The sequence below is a fragment of the Microbacterium hominis genome (assembly GCF_013282805.1).
GTDB classification, from domain to species: domain Bacteria; phylum Actinomycetota; class Actinomycetes; order Actinomycetales; family Microbacteriaceae; genus Microbacterium; species Microbacterium hominis_B.
In genome coordinates this window covers 251,386-271,932 of record NZ_CP054038.1, presented here as the reverse complement: position 1 = coordinate 271,932, position 20,547 = coordinate 251,386, and the positions used below count along the sequence as shown (strand labels likewise).

17 protein-coding genes are annotated in these 20,547 nt (G+C 70.5%); 6 read left to right on the top strand and 11 right to left on the bottom strand.

Annotated features, from left to right (window positions below):
- Window positions 1-66: 66 nt before the first annotated feature.
- The 8 genes from HQM25_RS01215 to HQM25_RS01180 all read right to left on the bottom strand — a co-directional run bounded on the left by HQM25_RS01215 (window position 67) and on the right by HQM25_RS01180 (window position 10,527).
- Window positions 67-1,812 (bottom strand): family 43 glycosylhydrolase, encoded by a 1,746-nt coding sequence (locus tag HQM25_RS01215; RefSeq protein WP_172988548.1) that lies wholly within the window; start codon window positions 1,810-1,812, stop codon window positions 67-69.
- Window positions 1,809-2,687, bottom strand: coding sequence for an SDR family NAD(P)-dependent oxidoreductase (locus tag HQM25_RS01210; RefSeq protein ID WP_172988547.1), 879 nt, complete (start codon window positions 2,685-2,687; stop codon window positions 1,809-1,811). The genes HQM25_RS01215 and HQM25_RS01210 overlap by 4 nt, the downstream gene beginning before the upstream one ends.
- Window positions 2,671-3,495 carry a sugar phosphate isomerase/epimerase family protein gene (locus HQM25_RS01205; protein WP_172988546.1) on the bottom strand — a complete coding sequence of 275 codons (825 nt, stop codon included), beginning with the start codon at window positions 3,493-3,495 and terminating at the stop codon, window positions 2,671-2,673. Before HQM25_RS01205 ends, HQM25_RS01210 begins: the two co-directional genes overlap by 17 nt.
- Window positions 3,496-3,521: 26 nt before the next feature.
- On the bottom strand, window positions 3,522-4,355 hold the full coding sequence (locus HQM25_RS01200; protein ID WP_172988545.1) for an SDR family NAD(P)-dependent oxidoreductase: 834 nt from the start codon (window positions 4,353-4,355) through the stop codon (window positions 3,522-3,524).
- 72 nt (window positions 4,356-4,427) lie between these two features.
- The gene (locus HQM25_RS01195; protein ID WP_172988544.1) at window positions 4,428-5,225 is read right to left on the bottom strand and encodes an SDR family NAD(P)-dependent oxidoreductase; all 798 of its coding nucleotides are present in this window, start codon (window positions 5,223-5,225) and stop codon (window positions 4,428-4,430) included.
- Window positions 5,222-6,457 carry a glycoside hydrolase family 1 protein gene (locus tag HQM25_RS01190; RefSeq protein WP_172988543.1) on the bottom strand — a complete coding sequence of 412 codons (1,236 nt, stop codon included), beginning with the start codon at window positions 6,455-6,457 and terminating at the stop codon, window positions 5,222-5,224. The genes HQM25_RS01195 and HQM25_RS01190 overlap by 4 nt, the downstream gene beginning before the upstream one ends.
- A gap of 38 nt (window positions 6,458-6,495) precedes the next feature.
- Entirely contained in the window at window positions 6,496-9,168 is a 2,673-nt protein-coding gene (locus HQM25_RS01185; protein WP_172988542.1) for a family 78 glycoside hydrolase catalytic domain, read from the bottom strand.
- Window positions 9,169-9,198: 30 nt separating this feature from the next.
- Entirely contained in the window at window positions 9,199-10,527 is a 1,329-nt protein-coding gene (locus HQM25_RS01180; RefSeq protein WP_172988541.1) for an MFS transporter, read from the bottom strand.
- A 154-nt stretch (window positions 10,528-10,681) separates the two neighbouring features.
- Between HQM25_RS01180 and HQM25_RS01175 the strand changes: the two genes are divergently transcribed.
- Window positions 10,682-11,323 (top strand): TetR/AcrR family transcriptional regulator, encoded by a 642-nt coding sequence (locus HQM25_RS01175; protein WP_254359476.1) that lies wholly within the window; start codon window positions 10,682-10,684, stop codon window positions 11,321-11,323.
- A gap of 97 nt (window positions 11,324-11,420) precedes the next feature.
- Here HQM25_RS01175 and HQM25_RS01170 read toward each other — a convergent pair whose 3' ends face one another.
- The 3 genes from HQM25_RS01170 to HQM25_RS01160 form a co-directional block, all read right to left on the bottom strand.
- Complete coding sequence (locus HQM25_RS01170; protein ID WP_172988539.1) at window positions 11,421-11,957, bottom strand: DUF1697 domain-containing protein; 537 nt, start codon at window positions 11,955-11,957, stop codon at window positions 11,421-11,423.
- Window positions 11,958-12,014: 57 nt separating this feature from the next.
- Window positions 12,015-14,666, bottom strand: coding sequence for a DEAD/DEAH box helicase (locus HQM25_RS01165; protein WP_172988538.1), 2,652 nt, complete (start codon window positions 14,664-14,666; stop codon window positions 12,015-12,017).
- Window positions 14,667-14,748: 82 nt separating this feature from the next.
- On the bottom strand, window positions 14,749-15,582 hold the full coding sequence (locus HQM25_RS01160) for an SGNH/GDSL hydrolase family protein (RefSeq protein WP_172988537.1): 834 nt from the start codon (window positions 15,580-15,582) through the stop codon (window positions 14,749-14,751).
- A gap of 196 nt (window positions 15,583-15,778) precedes the next feature.
- On the opposite strand from HQM25_RS01160, the gene HQM25_RS01155 reads away from it, so the two are divergent.
- The 5 genes from HQM25_RS01155 to HQM25_RS01135 all read left to right on the top strand — a co-directional run bounded on the left by HQM25_RS01155 (window position 15,779) and on the right by HQM25_RS01135 (window position 20,445).
- The gene (locus HQM25_RS01155) at window positions 15,779-16,099 is read left to right on the top strand and encodes a GNAT family N-acetyltransferase (protein WP_172988536.1); all 321 of its coding nucleotides are present in this window, start codon (window positions 15,779-15,781) and stop codon (window positions 16,097-16,099) included.
- An 8-nt stretch (window positions 16,100-16,107) separates the two neighbouring features.
- Complete coding sequence (locus tag HQM25_RS01150; protein ID WP_172988535.1) at window positions 16,108-17,148, top strand: pirin family protein; 1,041 nt, start codon at window positions 16,108-16,110, stop codon at window positions 17,146-17,148.
- A 39-nt stretch (window positions 17,149-17,187) separates the two neighbouring features.
- Window positions 17,188-17,739 (top strand): ECF transporter S component, encoded by a 552-nt coding sequence (locus tag HQM25_RS01145; RefSeq protein ID WP_172988534.1) that lies wholly within the window; start codon window positions 17,188-17,190, stop codon window positions 17,737-17,739.
- Window positions 17,740-17,863: 124 nt separating this feature from the next.
- Window positions 17,864-19,618 (top strand): ABC transporter ATP-binding protein, encoded by a 1,755-nt coding sequence (locus HQM25_RS01140; protein ID WP_217275207.1) that lies wholly within the window; start codon window positions 17,864-17,866, stop codon window positions 19,616-19,618.
- Window positions 19,615-20,445 carry an energy-coupling factor transporter transmembrane component T family protein gene (locus tag HQM25_RS01135; protein ID WP_172988533.1) on the top strand — a complete coding sequence of 277 codons (831 nt, stop codon included), beginning with the start codon at window positions 19,615-19,617 and terminating at the stop codon, window positions 20,443-20,445. Before HQM25_RS01140 ends, HQM25_RS01135 begins: the two co-directional genes overlap by 4 nt.
- The last annotated feature ends 102 nt before the right edge of the window (window positions 20,446-20,547 follow it).

The window sequence follows — 20,547 nt, the reverse complement described above, 5'->3', positions numbered from 1 at the left end:
GTTAGATCGGCCATGACCGGCCCGAGTAGAACCAGATCGTCGATCGCAGTAGTGATTCGGCAGCGATCACTCGCCGACGCGCACGACCGCCCCCGGGGTGACCCCTGCCCCGTTGAAGCTGTCGACGGCGAACCAGTAGGTGTGTCCCGCGTTGAGCGAGCCCACCTCCAGCTCGGTCCTGTCGTAGACGAGCCAGCTGTGGTAGAGCTTGTCGGGCGCCAGTCCGTAGCGGATGTTGTAGCCGACGGCGCCGGGCGCGGCATCCCACACCAGCGAGGCGGTGCGCGGATCACGACGCTCGCCCGAGACCGTGACGGCGCGGGGCGCATCGCCGTCTGCCAGGCCGAACACGCGCAGCCCGCTCATGGCGAACGGGCCGCCGAAGGGCATCGCCCCCGCGGTGACCCGCACGTAGCGTGCACGCATCGGCGCGTCGAGCGTGAGGAAGGCGTGCGGCGCGTCGGGTGCCGCACCGATCGAGTCGTGCACGACGGTCCAGTCCTCTCCGTCGACGGACAGCTCGACCCGCACCTCGGTCGGCTGCGAGTCGGGATAGACGGCGCGCTTTCCGAACGTCACCTTGCTCACGTCGGAGCGCTTCGGCGCGAGCGCGGCCAGTTCGTGGTCGGCGAGATTGATCTGCAGCGCGTGCACCGTCGGCGTTGCGCCGATGTCGAGCTGGAGCCATTCGCCGGGCTGGTCGGACTCGGCAACCCACCAGGTGCGAACCGACTCGTCGACGGCGAGCTCTGGGTCGTGACCTGCGAGAGCCGACGAAGCGGTGACGTGGGCGCGGTAGGAGAGGAGCATCCAGCCGGGTGAAGCCTCGGTCCACGGGTCGAACGGGCGGTCGGGGACCGCCATCGGGAAGTCGGCGAAGTTCTGATTGCAGAACAGGATGCCGTCCTCGTCGAAGCCGGCGGGAAACAGCCCGATCCGGCGTTCGAAATCGGCGTTCACCGAGACGCGCATGGTGGCGACGTGCCACCAGTTGCCATGGTAGTCCTGGAACGTGCTCCCGTGCCCCGCGCCGGTGATGAAGCCTCCCGGCTTCGATGAGAACGGGCTGTGCGGGTCGTATTCGAACGGGCCCAGCGGCCCGGAGCCGACATAGCATCCGTCAGCGTAGGTGTTGAACTGGGTGCCCGGCCCCGCGTACTGCAGGTAGTACCGGTCGCCCACGCGATTCATATAGGCGCCTTCGATGAAGGGTGCGTCGCCGATGTAGGCGTCCATGATCTTGCCGCTGAGTCCCCGCCGCACCTCGGCCACGTAGTCGTCTCCGGTGCGCTCCCACCCGCGGTGTGCGGTGTCCGCCGAGATGAGCGGCACCGGCTCGCCGAGGCTCTGCAACGTGGTCCGGTCGAGTTCGACACCGCTCACGGGACGATTGTGGGAGCACCCCCAATACAGGTACAGGCGGTCGTCATCGTCCTGGAACGTGTCGGGGTCCCAGAACGCGACGTCGCTGGGAGCGACCTCTTCGAAGTCATCGGCGAGCGGGTCGACGCTGCGGAAGAAGCGCCCCTTGGTCTTGCGTGATGCCGTGAACAGCAGCGCACCGTCGACCTCCCGCACGTCGGGCGCGTAGTCGACCGCCGGAATGTTCTCGCTCGTCTGGAGCGTCCAGGTGACGAGGTCTTCGGAGTGCCAGAAGCCGCGCGTCATCGACGCGAACATGTAGTACCGGCCACGGTAGAAGACCATCGTCGGATCCGCCGCCTCCCGGTGGACGCTGCGGCCGACGAACGGGGTACGCACATCCTGGTAGCGGTAGCTCAGGTCGAGCGGGTTGCAGACGATCCGGTTCATTGCTGATGTTCCTGTTCGGGGGTGGTGGTGCCGGGTGTGTCGGACTTGGCGGCGATGTCCAGACCGAGAGCCATCATCCTGCCGCTGATCGACAGCCCCAGCCGTCGCGGCAGGCGGGCCATCAGCGGGGCGGCGAACGCGTTTCCGCGGCCGGGCACGACTGCGATCGGAGGCTTCGGACGGTCGAGTGCGCGCAACGTCGACGCCACGACGACCGACGGCGTGAGATACGCGCTGTCCGGTCCGATCCGTCCGCCGGACCGGTCGAAGAACTCGGTGCGGGTGGGTCCCGGCAGCACCGTCAGGGCGATGACCCCAGCCGGGCGAAGCTCCGCATCGATCGCCTGCGTGAAGCTGTGCACGTAGGCCTTCGACGCGCCGTAGACGGCCATGTGCGGCGCCGGCAGGAGTGCCGCCAGGCTCGCCACGTTCACCAGAGCGCCTCGGCCACGGCGGGCCATGTCCCCGCCGAACAGGCGCGACAGACCGGTGAGCGCCGTCACGTTGAGCCCGATCACGTCGTCGAGGGCCGCTGGATCGGTGACGACGACGTCGGCGAGGGTCCCGGAGCCGGCGTTGTTGATCAGGACGTCGATCGGTAGCCCGCGTGCCGCGGTCTCGGCGTGGAGTGCGGAAGCCGCGCCCGCCACGCTCAGGTCGAAGGGCATCACGGTGACACGGCGACCGTACTCCGCGGCGATGCGGTCGGCCAGGGCGTGGAGGCGCTCGGCGCGGCGCGCGACCAGTACGAGATCGAGCCCGCGACCGGCCAGCTGAACGGCGAATTCCTCCCCGAGTCCGGAGCTCGCCCCGGTGACGAGCGCGGTGGAGCCTGGCGCAAGCAGCGCAGGCGCCCGATCAGTGTGCCGCGACATCGTTCCGGGCCTCGAGGTAGCGCAGGGAGCTCGCGATCGCGTCGAAGACGTCGCCGCTCACGTGGTCGAACTCGACGACGTCGAGGCGCGTGGCGGGCGCCGCGTCGAGGATCACGGCGATGTCGAGCGCGCCCACACCGAGGGTCGTCTGATCGAGCTCGTACGAGCGGACGGTCGCATCGGGTGCGAACGGATCGACGTCGATCGGTCCGTTCTTGAGGTGCAGCGCGACCACGCGGTCGCCGAGCCGACGCAGGAGCGCGGGCACATCCTGTCCGGCGACGGCGGCCCAGAACACGTCGACCTCGAGCACGACCCGCGGATCGAGGAGCGATACGAAGTGCTCGTACGCGGTGCGCCCGTCGATCTGGCGGTGGAACTCGTACGAGTGGTTGTGATAGCCGACGCGCATGCCGGACTCGGCCGCCTGAGCCGCTGCCGCGTTGAGCCGATCCGCGGTGCGGGCGACCTCGTCGGCGGCGCGCCACCGGCCCGCAGGCACCATCGGGTCGATGAGCACCTCGATGCCGAGCGCCTGCGCAGCCTGGAAGGTCATCGCCTGCGGCGGGAGCGGCACCATGGTGCCCTGGTACTCGATCTCGTCGGACAGGAACGGCGCGTGCCCGGTCGGCACGCTCAGTCCGTGCCGTCGCAGAGCCGGAATGACCTCCATCGTGCGGTCGAAGATCGAGAAGGGCTCGACGTGCGAGACGCCGAGCGCGGCGATCCGCTCGAACGCGGCATCCAGATCGGCGAGGTGATCGCGCAGGCTGTACAGCTGCACGGAGGTGCGAGGTGTCGTCGTCATCGGCTTTCCCTTGGTCGTGGCGCGCGTCAGATCGTCTCGCCGGCGTCGGCCAGGAGCGTGCTTCCCGTCATGATCATCGAGAGGTCGCTCGCGGCGAACAGCACGACGCGGGCGATGTCGTCGGGGGTGCCCATGCGGCCGATCATGCTCTTGTTCATGACGTCGAGCGGCGGCATCTCGATCCCAGCCGCGGCGGCGGCCGCGGCGCCCGCCTTGGCGGCGGCGATATTGCCCTCCGTCGGCACGAAGCTCGGCGCAACCCCGAGCACGCGGATGCCGAGCGGCGCCAGGTCGACGGCGAGCGACTTCGTCATCCCGAGCGCGGCGTGCTTCGACCCGACGTAAGCGGCCATGCCGGGGAAAGCCACCTGCACCCCCGCGGTCGAGATGATGTTGACGATGACGCCGCCGGAACCGTCCACCGACATGCGGCGGGCGGCCTCGCGCGCGCCGAGGAAGACGCCACGGGCGTTGACCGCGAAGGTTGCATCCCACATCTCGTCGGGCATCATCGTGACGGGCGCATTGGGGAAGATCCCCGCGTTGTTCACCCAGACATCGATGCCGCCGAGTTCGGCGACCGCCAGGTCCGCAGCGGCGGCGACCGACGACGCGTCGGCGACATCGGCGCGGGTGCTCGCCACACGCACGCCGTAGCTGTCGGCGAGTTCGGCGGCCGCCGCGCCGGTGGCATCCTCGTTGAGGTCGACGAGCAGAAGGTCCGCGCCGGCTTCGGCCAGGCGGGAGGCGATGGCCTTGCCCAGGCCCTGAGCGGCACCGGTGACGACGGCGCGGCGGCCGGCGAGGGAGAGGAGGTCGGACAGCGGGCGGTCCGACACGTCGGCGAAGGGGAAGGACATGGGTGCTCCTTTGCATGCTGAGTGTCAGCGAGATGGTGCAGGCGCCCGACGACGGGGCGCCTACGGGGGTATTCAGTTGAGCAGCGCGCCCATCTGCTTGGCGATGAGCGTGGTGGCCCGCTTGGGGCTGAGTCGGGAGAGCTTGTCCATCGCGGCGGCGTCGCCGCCGATGGTCGCCCGGTACTTGCCCTTCTCCACGGCGTCGACGATGACCGCCGCAGCGGCCGTCGGAGCGGTCGTCTTGTACGCCGGCGCATCGGCAGATCCGTCCGACAATGCGACACCGGAGTTCGCGGCGATGTCGGTGCCGATCGCTCCCGGGAAGATGACGGTGACCGCGACCGAGGTGTCGAGCAGCTCCGCGTACAGCGCTTCGGTCAGAACCTTGACGGCCGCCTTGGATGCGCCGTACACCGCCTGGCCGGGCACGGGAGCGTAGGCGCCCATGCTCGCGACGTTCACGAGGGCGGCTTGGGGGCGTGACTTCAGAACAGGCAGGAACGCCTTGACCATGTTCACGGTCCCCCAGAAGTTGACGTTCATGACCTTCTCGATCTCCGAGAAGGGCAGGTCGTCGACCTTCACGAACTTCTGGATCACCCCGGCGATGTTGATGACCGCGTCGGCCGGGCCGTGGGCCAGCGCGACGGCATCCGGCAGCGCCTCCACGGCGTCGCGGTCGGTGATGTTCACGGGATGGGACGAGAAGCGCTCACCCGCGGCGGCGAGTTCAGCGGTCTTCGCCAGGCCTGCTTCGTTGAGATCGACGCCGGCCACGGCCGCACCCCCCGCGAGAAGCTGGAGGGTCACCTCGCGGCCGATGCCGTTGCCGGCGCCGGTGACGACGAAGGTCTTGCCCGAGACCCTCACGCGGTCACCCCTGCGGGCAGCGCGTTGCGCTGCGCGACCTGGCCGAGCCAGGCGAGGCTGGGCTTCGGGGTGCGCGCGAAAGTGTCGCGATCGACGGCGATGAGGCCGAAGGTGGGCTCCCAGTGGCCCCACTCGAAGTTGTCCAGCAGCGACCAGTGCAGGTAGCCGCGCACATCGATGCCGTCGGCGATGGTGCCCAGCAGGCCCTCGAGCGCCTCGCCGGTGTAGCGGATGCGCTGGGTGTCATCGGCCGTGGCGATGCCGTTCTCGGTGATCACGATCGGCGTGTTCTCGCTGACCTCCCACGCGTGGCGCACGGCCATGGCCAGCGAGTCGGGGCGGTATGCGGTGCCGACGAGCGTGTTGTCGGGGTGCGGCGGGTGCGGCACGAGACCGTTCGCGTCGACCTCCTGGCTGGAGTAGGCCTGCACGCCGACGAAGTCGTCGCCGCGGCTGCCCTCCCAGTACACGTCCTCCTTGCCGTGGCGGATCTGCAGGAGCTTCTCCTCGCCGCCCGGAGCGGCCGTCAGGGCACCCGCGGCGATGGTCCAGCCGACCTTCGCGTCAGTGCGGGCGCGCACGATCTCGCGAGCCGCGTGGTGGATGCGCGTGAACATGCGGCCGATCTCGGGGTCGGCGTAGGTGAGGAAGTCGCTGTGGGTCTGCTTCTTCTCCTGGTCGCCGTCGGCCTCGACCGTGGGGCTCGTCCAGTCTCCGCCCGAGGCCGCGAGGTGACGCATCGCGGTCATGATCGCGGCCTGCATGTTGGGCTCGTTCATCGTGACGACCCACTCGACGCCGTCGAGGATCGTGCACGCCTGCTCGACGAACGCGCAGAACAGCTCCTGCGCCTCGGGGCCGTCCCAGCCGCCGAGAGCGGCGAACCACTGGGGGGTGGTGAAATGCTGCAGGGTCACAACGGGCGTGACGCCCTTCTCGAAGCAGAACTCGATCATGCGCCGGTAGTGCGCGAGCTCGGCCTTCGAGAAGTGTCCGCGCACCGGCTCGATGCGCGACCACTCCAGGCTGAACCGGTACGAGGTGAGGCCGGCGTCGGCGAGCAGCTCGATGTCCTCGCGGTAGCGGTGGTAGCTGTCGACGGCGTCGCCCGACAGCTCCATGCCGGGCATCATCTGCTCGCGGGCCCACCAGTCGCTGTTGACGTTGTTGCCCTCGATCTGGTGGCCGGCGGTCGCCGCGCCCCAGAGGAAGCCGTCGGGGAAGCTGGTCATGTCGTTCTCTCTCTTCGCGTCGATGCGTGGGATGTCCGTCACCGGGCGGTGACGGCGAGGGTGGATGCCGGAAGTCCGGCGGTCTGGTCGAAGCGGCCCGCGCCCACGGCGTGGGCGGTGCCGTCGGGGAAGACGATGCGGGCGGTCGTGCCGGCCGGGATGTCGGCGATGATGCGGATGCCGTCGCCGTCGAGGCGCCATTCGACGGCGATCTCGCCCTGCGGGCCGTCGTGCGTGCCGCGCGCCCAGGTCATCCCGGGGGCGGGAACCGGAGCGATGACGACACGCTCCCACGCCACCGAGTCGGCCTCCTGCCGGAGTCCGAGGGTGTGGGTGTGCAGGAAGCGGATGACCGCACCCTTGCTGTAGTGGTTCAGGGACTCGTGGGCGACGCCGTTCTCGTCGATGCCCTCCCAGTCCTCCCAGATGGTCGTCGCACCGCGGTCGACCATGTACAGCCACGACGGCGCCGTGCGCTGGGCGAGCAGCTCGTAGGCGACATCGGCGCGACCGCCGTCGACGAGCACCGGAAGCAGGTCGCCGGTGGCCAGGAAGCCCGTGCCGAGGTGGGTGTCCTTCGCTCGGATGAGCTCGACGAGACGCTCGATCGCCGCGTCGCGGAGGTCCGCGGGCACAAGCCCGAACGACAGGGCGCGCACGTAGGCGGCCTGGGTGTCGGTGACCGTCGTGCCGTCCTCTCGCAGGTAGGCCTGGCGCCACGCATCGGCGACGCGGTCGGCGAGGTCCGCGTATCGCGCCGCATCCGCATCCCTGCCGAGGATCCCGGCGATCTGCGCGAGGGTCGCTGTCGAGCGGTGCAGGTAGGCGGTGCCCACCTCGCCCTTGTCGGCCATGAACCACGCCATCGGGTTGTGCTTGATCGGGTCGATGGGGTTGCCGTCGGCGTCGCGCTGCTTGGGCTCGGTCCACTCGCCCCAGTGGAACGTGCCGTCCCACAGGTACTGCTCGAACGGTGCCGACTCGGGCGCCGCCTGCATGCGCGCGTGGTGACGTGAGGTGCGGGCCTTCTCCAGCGCCCACTCGACCCAACGCACCATGGCGTCGTAGTTCTCCGCGAGCACCTCGCGGTCGCCGTACGACAGGTACATCTCCCAGGGCACGGCGACGATGGCGTCGCCCCAGCCGGACGAGCCGGTCATCATCGCGAACTGGTCGTCGAGGTGGTGCTTGATGCGACGACCGTCCGGCGAGAAGTTCGCGATGCGGCCGTCGTCGAGCTGATCGTCGCGCACCGAGCGCAGCCACTTGCGGGTGAACCCGAGCACGTCGTAGAGGCGCGTCGCCGTGGGAGCGAACACCTGGTAGTCGCCCGTCCACGCGAGCCGCTCGCGCGTCGGGCAGTCGGTGGGAACGTCGACCGCGTTGCCGCGGAAGCTCCAGTCCGCGATCTCGTGCAGCCGGTTGAGGTCGGCGTCGCTGCTCTGGAAGGTGCCGGTGCGGGCGAGGTCGGTGTGCACCACCTGCATGGCGATGGATGCCGGATCGAACGGCGCATCCGAGCGGGTGACCCGCGCGTACTGGAACCCGTGCACGGTGTGACGAGGCTCGAACACGCTGCCCTCGGCGCCGGCCACGACCTCGTCGCGCTGCACGAACGGCAGCGGCGCCTCGCCCGGCCGCTCGGAGTCGAGGTGCGACGTGGAGAGGTCTCCCGCGGCATCCACGTACTCGCCGTACTCGATGACCGTGCGGGTTCCGGGCGCGCCGAGGTCGGTGAGACGCACCCAGCCCGACGCGTTCTGCCCGAAGTCGAGCACCCACACCCCGTCGCGGATCTCGCGCGCCGCATTCGGCGAGCGCGTCTCGATGACGCGCACCGGCGGGGCGGGCGACCAGTCGATCGCAGGGGCGCCCTCGACCGCATCGATGCGCACAGGGAGGGCATCGCTCGGCTCGACGGTGAAGTCGGTCGTCTGGCCGTCCATGAGATCGGCCCGGGTGATGGTGGATGCCGCGCCCGTCCAGCTCTGGTCGCTGACGACCACGCGGCGCGAGCCGTCGGCGCAGCGTACGTGCAGCTCGGCGCGGACGCCGGTGGTCGCGCCCCAACCGGCCGGCAGACGGAACGCGCCGACCTGCCCGCGGTACCAGCCGTCGGACAGCTCGATCTCGATCCGGTTGTCGCCCGCACGCACGAGCGCGGTCACATCGTGCGCCTGCGCGTAGAGCGTGCGGTCGTAGGAGGTGGAGCCAGGGGCGAGTTCATCGCCGCCCACGCGGCATCCATTCATCGTCGCCGTGTACACACCGAGAGCGGCCGCGTACAGTCGGGCCTCGACCACGTCCTCGGGCAGGGTGAACGTGCCGGCGAGCAGGTGGGCCGGACGCTGTCCGTACCCGGCGTCGGCTTCTTCGACCGGCGAGATCCACGACGCCGTCCAGTCCTGATCGAGCAGGCCGACCTCGAAGGCGGCTCGCTCCGACCAGTCCGTGCCGGGTGCGGTGGCGCGCACTCGCCACCGCACCCGACTTCCGCTGCGCAGCGCACCGAAGGGCCACTCGATGAAGCGGTGACCCTCCACCTCGGCGATTCCCGTCGGAACACCGTCGATCTCGGCCTCGATCTCGTAGCGGGCCGAGGCCTGCGCCTCGAGCGGGAGCCTGAATGAGAGGCGGGGCTCGGCGCCGGTGACGACCAAATCGTCGCCACCGCTGTCGACTGTGAGGGCGAACGGGGTGCTGCTGCGCATGATGGGTTCCTTCGCGAGGTGGCGCGTCGGTCAGCGGACCGACTTGACCTTCAGGAGGATGATGAGACCGCCGATGAGGGCGAACACGGCGCCCGCCAGGTACAGCAGCGTGTAGTTCTTGTCGCCGCCGACCGCGCCGATCGTGATCACGACACCGGCCAGCAGCGGGGCGACCGCGCTCGGGATCTTCTGGGCGAACTGGACGATCGCCATGTAGCGGCCGGCCTGGTCGCGCTCGGGGATGATCGCGTAGATGATCGCCTGGTCGACCGTCGCGAAGACGGCGATCGCGAGCTGCATGAGCACCGCCCCGATGATGATCTGCGGCAGCGACCACGCGGTGGCCTCCACGACGGCTCCCGCGACGAAGAGCAGCGAGGCGATCATGACGAACAGACGTCGACGCTGGAGCTTGTCGGAGAGGAATCCACCCACAAGGGCGCCCGCCGCGGCGGCGAGCACTCCGATCATGCCGACGGTGGCCACGATGCCCGCGACCTCGCGCACGGGCAGGTCGAGACGCTGCGCGTAGAAGAACGTGCCGAACGTGGTGTTGAAGTAGAGGCCGACGAAGAAGACGAAGCGGCCGAGCCAGTTCCAGGCGAAGTCGGGGTACTTCCGCACGTTGAAGCCGTAGCTGGTGATCATCGACTTCGCGGTGACGCGATCGGCCCGCGGCAGGTCCTTCGAGCTGCCCTCCGGCTTGATCAGCGGGAAGATGGCGAGCATCACCGCGCCGATGATGGCGGGGACGAGGAAGACGAGGGTGGTGTTCGAGGACACGGCGTACGCCACGCCGATGCCGAGCACCGGAGCGATCTGCGTCATCAGTCCGGTGAGCGCCGACACCTTGCCGCGCTGCTGCTCGGGGAGCTTGTCCGCCATGAGCAGCTGCAACGGCGCGCCCGCGATGGACCAGCCCGACATGCCGAGGATCCACCCCGCGCCCACGATGAGCAGGTTCGGCGCGAACGAGATGACCACGAGTCCCAGGAGGCCGATCACGATGCCGAGGTAGATGAACGGCGTGCGGCGACCGAACCGAGAGCGGGTGCGGTCGCTCCAGATGCCGATCAGCGGGCTCACGATCAGGTACACCGCCTGCGCCGTACCCGTGATGTAGCCGAGCACCTCCTCGTGGCCGGGCGCAAGCTCCGAGATGCGGACAGCGAGTCCATACGCCAAGGGCACCATCATCGCCATCGAGACGCCGAAGCTCGCGAGCATCAGCCAGAAGATGTAACTCCGACTGATCGGCTGCAGTGGCTCTGCGCCCAGCGCGCCTGCGGCGTCGGCGATCTGGGGCTCGCCCGCGGGGACCGCAGTCGCTGCCGCGTCCGAGGTGTGGTTGGTCACCATGACTCCTTCATCGTGTGATCCGAGCACGCAGCTGCGCGTGGTCGAGGGCCGATCGCTCAGCCTAAATGTAACCGCAGTGGTTAGCTTTCAAGAAAGAGTAACCAACTTGGTTACACTTGGCAACCGCAGGACACGAGATGAAAGACTCGACCACGTGAGCACGAACGGGACCGACAGCGCCGTGACGCCGGCGGCGGCTTCGTCGACGCGGCGCGGACGACGCGGGCCGTACGCGTCGACCCCGGCACGGCGCGCCCAGATCGTGCGGGCAGCGCTGGCGAGCATCGCCGAACACGGCTACGAGCGCGCGTCACTGCGCGACATCGCGGCGCGGGCTGACGTCACCCATGCCGCTCTCCTGCGCCACTTCGCCTCGAAGGACGATCTGCTTCTCGCCGCCCTCGCCCAGCGCGACATCGACGACGAGGAGTTCGCGCGCCACATCATGGAATCGCGCGTGCCCGCCGAGCGCGTGCTCTCCGGGGTGCTCGCCGACGAGTTCGCCCACCCCGAGCGCCAGCGCAACTGGCTCGCGATCACCGTCGCCGCCACCAATCCCGAGCATCCCGCGCACGACTTCTTCGTCGCCCGCCGCGCACGGATGCGCGCCCACTTCTCGAGTGGACGCTTCGGCACCGCCGAGGACGGCGAGGAACTCACCGCCGACGAGAAGGTCACCATGCTCATGGCGATGATCGACGGCCTGCGCATCCAGGCGCTCATGGACCCTGAGCAGGATGTGCTGCCGCTGCTCGAGGTCTTCATGCGCCTGATCTCGGCACCGGCCACCGACTGACCGGCCCTTCGTCTCGCTTCCCTCGCTCAGGGACCTGGCACCGCGACCGGTCCCTGAGCGAGGGAGCGCAGCGACCGAGACGAAGGGCGGCCGGCGCTCAGCACCACTTCGCTGCGATGGCGACGACGACCCCGGCGTTGCGGTTCGTCGCGGGCTCGAGCAGCTTCGCCGCACCCAGCGGATCGACCTGGCCGTCCTGATATCCGGGCTGCAGCAGCGCGTGCGCCGCGCGGCCGCGGATCACCATCTCCCCGGCATCCGTTGCCGTCGCCGCGACCCGAGCGACCGTCTCGGCCGTGGGCTCATGCTTGAGCAGGTACACGTAGTGGCGGGCGACCCCGGGGTTCTCCGCGCCCAGTTTCTCCGCGTCGGCGGCGATCGCGGCGAACTCGTCGGCGCGGAAGACGATCGTCGGCACCTCGAAGCCCCGGTCGGCTGCGAACGCCGCTTCGAGCGCAGACGCGATGCGCTCGCGTGAGCGCATCGCGGTGTCGAACCGCACATTGCCCGAGGCGATGTGGGTCTGCACGTTCGTCATCCCGGCCGCCTCGACGGCGCGCACGATGTCGGCCTTCGGGAACTTCCGGTTCGGCCCGAGGTTGATCGCGCGCAGGAATGCGAGGTAGGTCGGCATGCGCCCACTCTGCCGCGCACCGCCGACACCGCGGAACCCCGCGAACGTCGGCGGGCGCTACAGGCGCAGCACCTCGACCACGCGCACGACGGCGGAGCCGGCCTCTACCGACGCGGCAAGGTCGACCTCGGCGCGGATGCGCCAGTCGTGGTCGCCGGCCGGGTCGTCGATGATCTGCTCGACCCGCCACATGCCCTCGCCGCCCGCGGCCGCCGACTCGTCGATCGTGACGAGGCGCGGCGAGCGCGCGGGGCCGCCGGTGAGGATCTCATCGTGGTCGTCGAAGTACCGGTCGAGCACGCCGGGCCAGTCGACGTCCGGATCGAGCTCGACGAGCTCGTCATCGCGCTGCAGCGCGGCCAGCTGCACGCGGCGGAACATCTCGTTGCGCACGAGCACCGTGAACGCGCGGCGGTTCGTGAGGATCGACGGGGGTGCGGGCGGCACCACCGGCTCGTCGGGGTCGTCGGCGGGGTTCACGAGGGCCGACCATTCGTCGACGAGCGAGGAGTCGACCTGGCGCACGAGCTCGCCGAGCCACTCGATCACATCGAGCAGCTCGTCGGTGCGCGCCTCGGCAGGCACGGTCTGGCGGATCGCCCGGTACGCGTCGCTGAGGTAGCGCAGCACGAGTCCCTCACTGCGCACGAGCTGGTACAGCGACACGAACTCGCCGAACGACAGCGCGCGCTCGAACATGTCGCGCACGACCGACTTGGGTGACAGCTCGAAGTCGCGCACCCAGGGCTGGCTCGACGCGAAGGTCTCGAACGCCTCGCCGAGCAGCTCCTCGAGGGGCTTCGGGTAGGTGACCTCCTCGACGAGCGCCATGCGCTCCTCGTACTCGATGCCCTCCTGCTTCATCGCGCCGATCGCCTCGCCGCGGGCCTTGAACTCCTGCTGAGAGAGGATCGCCCGCGGATTGTCGAGGGTCGCCTCGATGACGCTCACGACATCGAGCGCGTAGTGGCCGGTTCCGACGGACCGCGGGTGTGCAGAACTCCGGAGATTCTGTCCGATTCCGCTGGATTCGGTTCCACCGGCGCCGAATCCGGCCGTTTCTCCGGAGTTGTGCACGGGCGCCGCGCGCGACCCCGCCCCCTCCGCCGGGTCGAGGATCCCGATCGCGGCGAGCGCGAACGGCGACAGCGGCTGGTTGAGCGCGAAGTTCGGCTGCAGATCGACCGTGAGATGGATGCCGGCCGGCGACGTCGTGCGGTCCACCTGCACGATCTCGGCCGCGACGAGGGTGCGGAAGATCGCGATGGCACGCCGGGCCAGCTCGTAGCGGCGGGCGCGCGGCTCGTGGTTGTCGAAGACGAGCGAGCGCACATCGGCGAACACGTCGCCGCCGCGCCCGATGACGTTGATCAGCATCGCCGCCGACAGCTGCAGCTGCGGCACGAGGGGCTCCGGCTGCGCGGCGACGAGCCGCTCGAACGATCCCATGCCCCAGTTGACGACGCCGGTGGGCGCCTTCTTGCGCACGATCTTCTTGCGCTTGGCCGGGTCGTCGCCGGCCTTGCGCAGCGCCGCCTCGTTCTCGATCTCCCACTCGGGGGCCATCACCACGACGTTGCCGTATGTGTCGTAGCCCGCGCGGCCGGCGCGGCCGGCGACCTGGTGGAACTCGCGCGCCGACAGTTGCCGCATCTTCGTGCCGTCGAACTTCGACAGTGCAGTGATCATCACGGTGCGGATGGGCACGTTGATGCCGACGCCGAGCGTGTCGGTGCCGCAGATGACGCGCAGCAGCCCGCGCTGGGCGAGCGTCTCGACCAGGCGGCGGTAGCGCGGCAGCATGCCGGCGTGGTGCACGCCGATGCCCGCGCGCACCAGGCGCGAGAGGGTCTTGCCGAACCCGGTGGTGAACCGGAACCCGCCGATGGCCTCGGCGATGGCGTCGCGCTGCTCCCGTGTGGTGATCTTCACGCTCGACAGCGCCTGTGCGCGCTCGAGCGCGGCGGCCTGCGAGAAGTGCACGATGTAGATCGGCGACTCCCCTCCTTCGAGCAGCGTCTCGACGACCTCGTGGGCGGGGCGCCGCTCGTACGAGAAGTGCAGTGGCACCGGCCGCTCGACGCCGGTCACCTGGGCGGTGGGCCGGCCCGTGCGGCGGGAGAGGTCTTCGGCGATCGCGGTCACGTCGCCGAGGGTCGCCGACATGAGCACGAACTGCGCGTTCTCGAGCACGAGCAGCGGCACCTGCCACGCCCACCCGCGCTCGGGGTCGCCGTAGTAGTGGAACTCGTCCATGACGACCTGCGCGACGTCGGCCTCGGCGCCCTGGCGCAGCGCGAGGTTCGCGAGGATCTCCGCCGTGCAGCACACGATGGGGGCTTCGGGGTTCACCGATGAATCGCCCGTGACCATGCCGACGTTCTCGGCCCCGAAGATCTCGGCGAGCGCGAAGAACTTCTCGCTCACCAGGGCCTTGATCGGCGCCGTGTAGTACGTGCGGCCGCCGCCGGCGGCGAGCGCGGCCGCGTGCGCGGCTACCGCGACGAGCGACTTGCCGGTGCCGGTGGGCGTCGACAGGATCACGTTCGCGCCCGAGACGATCTCGATGATCGCCTCGTCCTGCGCCGAGTACAGATTCAGGCCGCGGGATGCCGCCCATTCGACGAACCCGAGATACGCGGCATCCGCATCCGCACCGCGGGGGACGAGGTCGAGGAGCGAGGCAGACACCCTCCGAGTCTGCCCCATCGGCCCCTCCCGCGGAGGCGGACAGCGAGACGGAGGCGTCCCGCACGCGGGACGCCTCCGCGCGGGAGCGCGAAGAACGCGGCTACCGCATGCTCCGCACTGTCGCTGCGATGGCGAACTGGCCGATCGCGTTGACGTGGAGGCTGCCGTCGGAGAGCACCGGCAGACCGATCACGCCGTTCACCCACGGCGTGCGGGTGTCGCACAGCCCGTGGGTGTCGAACCGCGCCGCGAGGTCGACGTAGACGGTGTTCGGGTCTCCGACGATGCTCAGACCCCCGACGATCGTCTGGTTCAGCGTGTCGACCGCGGCGTTCGCGAGCGCCGTCGTCGCCGCCGGCACGGTGATCGCACTGCCGTTGAGGAAGCCGACCCGACAACTGGTCGTGACGTCGCCGAACAGCTGCGGATACCCGGTCACGAGGATCTTCGCGTTGGGCGCGTAGCCGCGCACCGTGGCGACGATGCCCGCAACCCCGGGCGCCACCGTGGCGAACTGCGGCGCAAGCGCCGCCACCGCTTGCTGGCACACCTCCGGGCCGGCCTGCGCGCAGGTGAGCAGTGTCTGCTGCCACGGCAGGTTGTTGATGCCCGCCGTCACCGTGACGAGCTTCGTGTTGCCGCCGAGCTTTCCGGCCGCCGCGGCGGCGTGCACCTGGGCGATCGTGCCGTCGGTGGTCACGCTCGCGCACGCGTACGACGTGCCGCCCAGGATCAGCGGGTACGAGATCCGCGATCTCAGACACGTGCCCCGTTCGACGTAGAACAGGTTCCCGGTGCCGGCGGCCTCCGAGTCGCCGAACGCGACGTAGGAGGCCCCGGTATTCGAGACCGCGGTCGCCGCAGGTGCCGCGGCGACCGAGACGGAGATGGCGAGCCCCAGTGCTGCCATCAGCGCGACGATGCGTCTGCGCATGGTGATTCTCCTTCGAATCATGGATGCGGGCCCCAGACCCTGAAATCCCCCCAGGGAAAATCGATCCGCACGCAGCGGGAGCCGCGATGCTCGGAGGCTATACCCGCCGCGAAGCACCGCGACAGAGGGGTGCGCGACAGTGGCGGAACACCGGGGCCCGCCCCTACGTTGAGGGAGGGACGACGAAGGGACGCCGATGACCGAGTTCGAAGAGCAGTTGACCGTCACCCGCAACGACGACGCGGGCCGATACGAGATCCATGTCGGAGACGTGCTGGGCGGGTTCACGGAGTTCCATCCCGACGACCAGGGGCGCCTCGTCCTCCCCCATACCGTGGTCGATCCCGCCTTCAAGGGCCGGGGCCTGGGCACGGTGCTCGTCTCGGAGGCGCTCGCCGACGTGGCGCGCCGCGGCGAGACGATCGTGCCGCGCTGCCCGTTCGTGGTGAAGTACCTGCGCGAGAACACCGTCGAGGGCCTCCAGGTGGACTGGCCCGGTCACGTGCGCGTCGGCTGAGCACGACCATGACCCGGCTCGACACCGACGACGCGGTCGCCGCAGAATCCCCGGCCGACTGCGACGGTCCGCGCGCGCTCCTGCTCGAAGCGCGGGAGGTGCCGCTGGGCGGCGTGCGCGCCATGGAGGTGCACCGGGCGCTGCCCCAGCGCGATCTGCCGCTCGTGGGGGCGTGGTGCTTCCTCGACCGGTTCGGTCCGCAGCGCACGCGCATGCGCGTGGAGCCGCACCCGCACATCGGCCTGCAGACGGTCACGTGGCCGCTCGTGGGTGAGGTGCGCCACCGCGACACGCTCGGCAGCGATGTGGTCGTGCGCCGCGGCGCACTCAACCTCATGACCAGCGGTCACGGCATCGCGCACTCGGAGTATTCGCTCGGCGAGGAGGAGGTGCCCCTCGACGCGCTGCAGCTGTGGGTCGCGCTGCCCGAATCCCGCCGTCACGGCGCCCCCGACTTCGAGAGACACGAGAACCTCCCCCTCGTGGTGCTGCCCGAGGTGGATGCCGCGGGCAGCGGCATCCCGAACCCCGACGCGGAGGCACCGGGCGCCGAGGCGATCGTGGTCGTGGGGGAGTTCGCGGGCGCCTCCTCGCCCGCCACGATGCACACCCCGATCGTGGGGGCGGAGATCGCTCTTCCGGCGGGGTCGCGCGTGCGCCTGCCGCTGCGACCGGAGTGGGAGCACGCCCTCGTCGGCGTCACCGGCGAGGTCTCGGTGCATACCGGCGACCCGTCGATCCCCGACCTCGCGCCCGACACCCCGCTCGATCCGAGCCACCTCCTCTACCTCGGCCGCGGCCGGTCGCACGTCGAGGTCGCGGCGACGTCGGATGCCGCGCTGTTCCTCCTGGGCGGCGAACCTTTCGAGGACGACATCGTGATGTGGTGGAACTTCGTCGGGCGCTCGCACGAGGAGATCGTCGCGGCCCGCGAAGCCTGGGAGGCCGACGAGCCGCGCTTCGGCCATGTGATCGACCACGGCCCCGAGCGCATCCCGGCACCGCCGATGCCCGCGGTGCGCCTCACCCGTCGCCGGCGGCGCATCTGACCGGGGATCGGGGGCTCCCGCGCGCATTACGCTGACCTGGTGGCCCCTTCCTCACGACTGTCGACCCGCCTGCTGCTGACATGCGCGGCGATCGGCGTCGCCACCGGCGTGCTCCAGGCCATCGCGGGCGCCGTGAGCGGCCCGGTGTCGGCCGCGCTGCCGCTGGTCTACGGCCTCGTGCTGGGCGTGCATGTGCTCCCTGGCGTCATCGCCCAGGAGGTGCTGCGCGCCCCCTGGGTCGCCCTCATCACGCACATGATCGCGGCGCTGGTCGCCAGCGCCGTCGTGCCGCTGTGGATCGGGCGCTACATCGGCACCGCGCTGCTGATCGGCCTTCTGCAGGAGGGCGTGGCCGCGCTCACCCGGTATCAGCGCTGGGAGCCGTGGCGGTTCTTCCTCTCGGGCATCATCGTGGGTGCGGTCATCGCGACGGCGATCTGGTTCGCCGCCGATGTCGCACGCTTCCCGCTGTGGGGGCAGATCGTCTACGTGGCGCTGTTCCTGGCCGGCCCGATGGTCTGGACGGCGGTCGGCCTCGCCGTCGGGCGGGGCCTCAGACGCGCAGGGGTCGCGCGCGCACCGCAGCGCTGAAGCCGATCGGCACGCGGCGTTCCGATCATGGGTAAGGGTCGACTAAGTTAGGAGTGGCTCAGTTCACTCCTGCTGGGAAGACCCCGTGACCGCACCCGAGCGCGAACCTGCCATCCGGTCGGCGATCACGAGCCCGGATCCGGCCCAGGCGCACACCCCCCTCGTGCGCCTCGTCGACCTCGCGATCACCCACGACGGCGAGACCGTGCCGTCACCGGCATCCGTCTCCTTCGAGCTGGGAGTCGGAGAGGTCGTACTGCTGCTGGGGCCGAGCGGATCGGGCAAATCGACGCTCACCCTCGCCCTCAACGGCCTCGTCCCGCACGCGGTGCCCGCGTCGATCCACGGCTCCGTGCAGATCGACGGCGTCGACACCCGCGCCACCACGGTGGCTGCGCTCAGCACGCGCGTCGGCATGGTCTTCCAGGATCCCGATGCGCAGCTCGTCACGGGCACGGTGCTCGACGAGGTCGCCTTCGGAGTCGAGAATCTGCGGATGCCGGTGCCCGACGTGCTCTCGCGGGCCGAGGTGGCGCTGCGCCGCGTCGGGCTCTGGGAGCGGAGATCGGAGAACCCCGACCGGCTCTCCGGCGGCGGCCGTCAGCGCCTCGCCATCGCGTGCGCCCTGGCGATGGGCTCACCGCTGCTGGTGCTCGACGAGCCCACCGCCAACCTCGACCCCCGCGGCATCGAGGAGACCTACGCGGCCCTCGCCGACCTGGTCGCGGCGGGCGACCGCGCGGTGCTGCTCGTGGAGCACAACCTCGATGCGGCCGTGGGCTTCGTCGACCGGGTCGTCGTGCTGGACCAGGACGGGCGCCTGGCCGCCGACGGCACCGTCGACGACGTGCTGCGCGCCCGCGCCGACGAACTCCACGACCTGGGCGTGTGGCTGCCGGTCTCGGCGCTGGCGGCGCTGCGGCTGCGCCGCGCCCGGTACGCGCTCGACCCGCTGCCGCTGACCCCCGACGAGCTGCGGGCGGCGCTGGAGGCGGCTCCGCCGGCGGCGCACCCTGACCCCGAGCGAGCGCAGCGAGACGAAGGGCCTCGCGCAGAAGCAGCGCCGGAGGCGCCGCCGCTCATCGCCGTGCGCGACCTCACGCTCCGCCGCGGTCGCACCGAGGTGCTCCACCACGTCGACCTCGACATCGCGCGCGGCGATTTCGTCGCCATCGTGGGGGCCAACGGCGCGGGCAAGACCAGCCTGATCCAGGCGATCGCCGGTGTGGTGCCGGTCCCGCGCGGTGCCGTGCACCTCGACGGGCTCGACGTCGGCCGCACCGACGCGCGCACCCTCTCGCGCCGGGTCGGGTTCGTCTTCCAGAACCCCGAGCACCAGTTCATCGCGCATACGGTCTTCGACGAGATCGCCCACGGCCTGAGGCTGCAACACCTGCCCGACGACGAGGTGCGCACGCGCACCGACGCGCTGCTCGACCGCTTCGGACTCTCGCACAAGGCCGGCACGCACCCGTTCCTGCTCTCGGGCGGGCAGAAGCGCCGGCTGTCGGTGGGCACCGCGCTGGTCGCGGGAGCCGATGTGCTCGTGCTCGACGAGCCCACCTTCGGTCAGGATCGCGCCCGCGCCGACGAGCTGCTCTCGCTGCTGGGCGAACTCAACGCCGAGGGCACCACCATCGTCATCGTCACCCACGACATGCAGCTGGTCACCGAGCACGCCCGCAGCACCGTCGTGGTCGTCGACGGCACCGTGCTCGCCGCCGGCGCCACCGCCGATCTCTTCGCGGACGACGCGCTCATCGAGCGCGCCGGACTGCGGCCGCCGCCGCTGCGACGTGCGCTCGGCGCCGTGACGCGGCATCCCGAACTGGCCCGCGTCACGCGATTGGCCGATCTCCCCGCGGAGGCGTCCGCATGACCAGCGTGGCCGCCGAACCGGCACCGACGACCGACCCGTACGCGACCACCGTCGCGGCCTCGCCGGTGCGGTTCCTCTACCGGCTGAACCCGCTCGCGAAGCTCGCCGCCCCGATCCCCGCGATGCTGCTGCTCGTCTTCGTGCGCGACCTCGCTACGCCCGCCGCGTTCCTGGCCCTCGCCTACGCGGTGATGCTCGTGGGCATCTCCCTCACGTGGCGCTTCGCCGCGGTGCTGCTCGCGCTGCCCGTCGGCGCGGCCCTGATCGGCTTCGGCTTCTCGCTGTGGACCGACCCGTCCCAGGTCGACCAGTCCGTCGTGATCTGGCAGCTGGGCGGATGGACCCTCTACGGCGGCGCCCTCGAAGTGGGCTTCGCGACCGGCCTGCGGCTCGCGGCGATCGTCGCCCTCACCTTCATCGCGGGCCTGTCCACCACCGGCCCCGACCTCGTGCGGGCGAGCGTGCAGCAGCTGCGGGTGCCGTACCGCATCGGGTACACGGCACTGGCAGCATTCCGGTTCGTGCCGCGGTTCGCCCACGAGCTCGACGTCATCCGCCAGGCCCATCGGGTGCGCGGCGCCCACGGTGGGCGCGGACCGTTCGCCGCCACGGCGCGCTGGTTCGGCTACGTGATACCCCTGCTGGCGGGCGCCATCCGTCACGCCGAGCGCGTCGCGCTCGCGATGGACTCCCGCGCCTTCGGAGCCTTCCCCGACCGCACCGAGCGGCACCTCGTGCCGTTCCGCGCGCGCGACGTGGGCTTCATCGTCGCGTTCTGGCTTGCCTCGGCATCCCTCTTCTGGTTCCTCTTCGCCTGGGGGCCGTAGCTCCCCCGCGCCCGCCCGCCCGCGAACGATCAGCCCCCGCCCCGGGCCCTCGCTGCTCCGCTGTCGCAAACGGCGGCCTGAGCAGCAGATCGCGACAGCGGA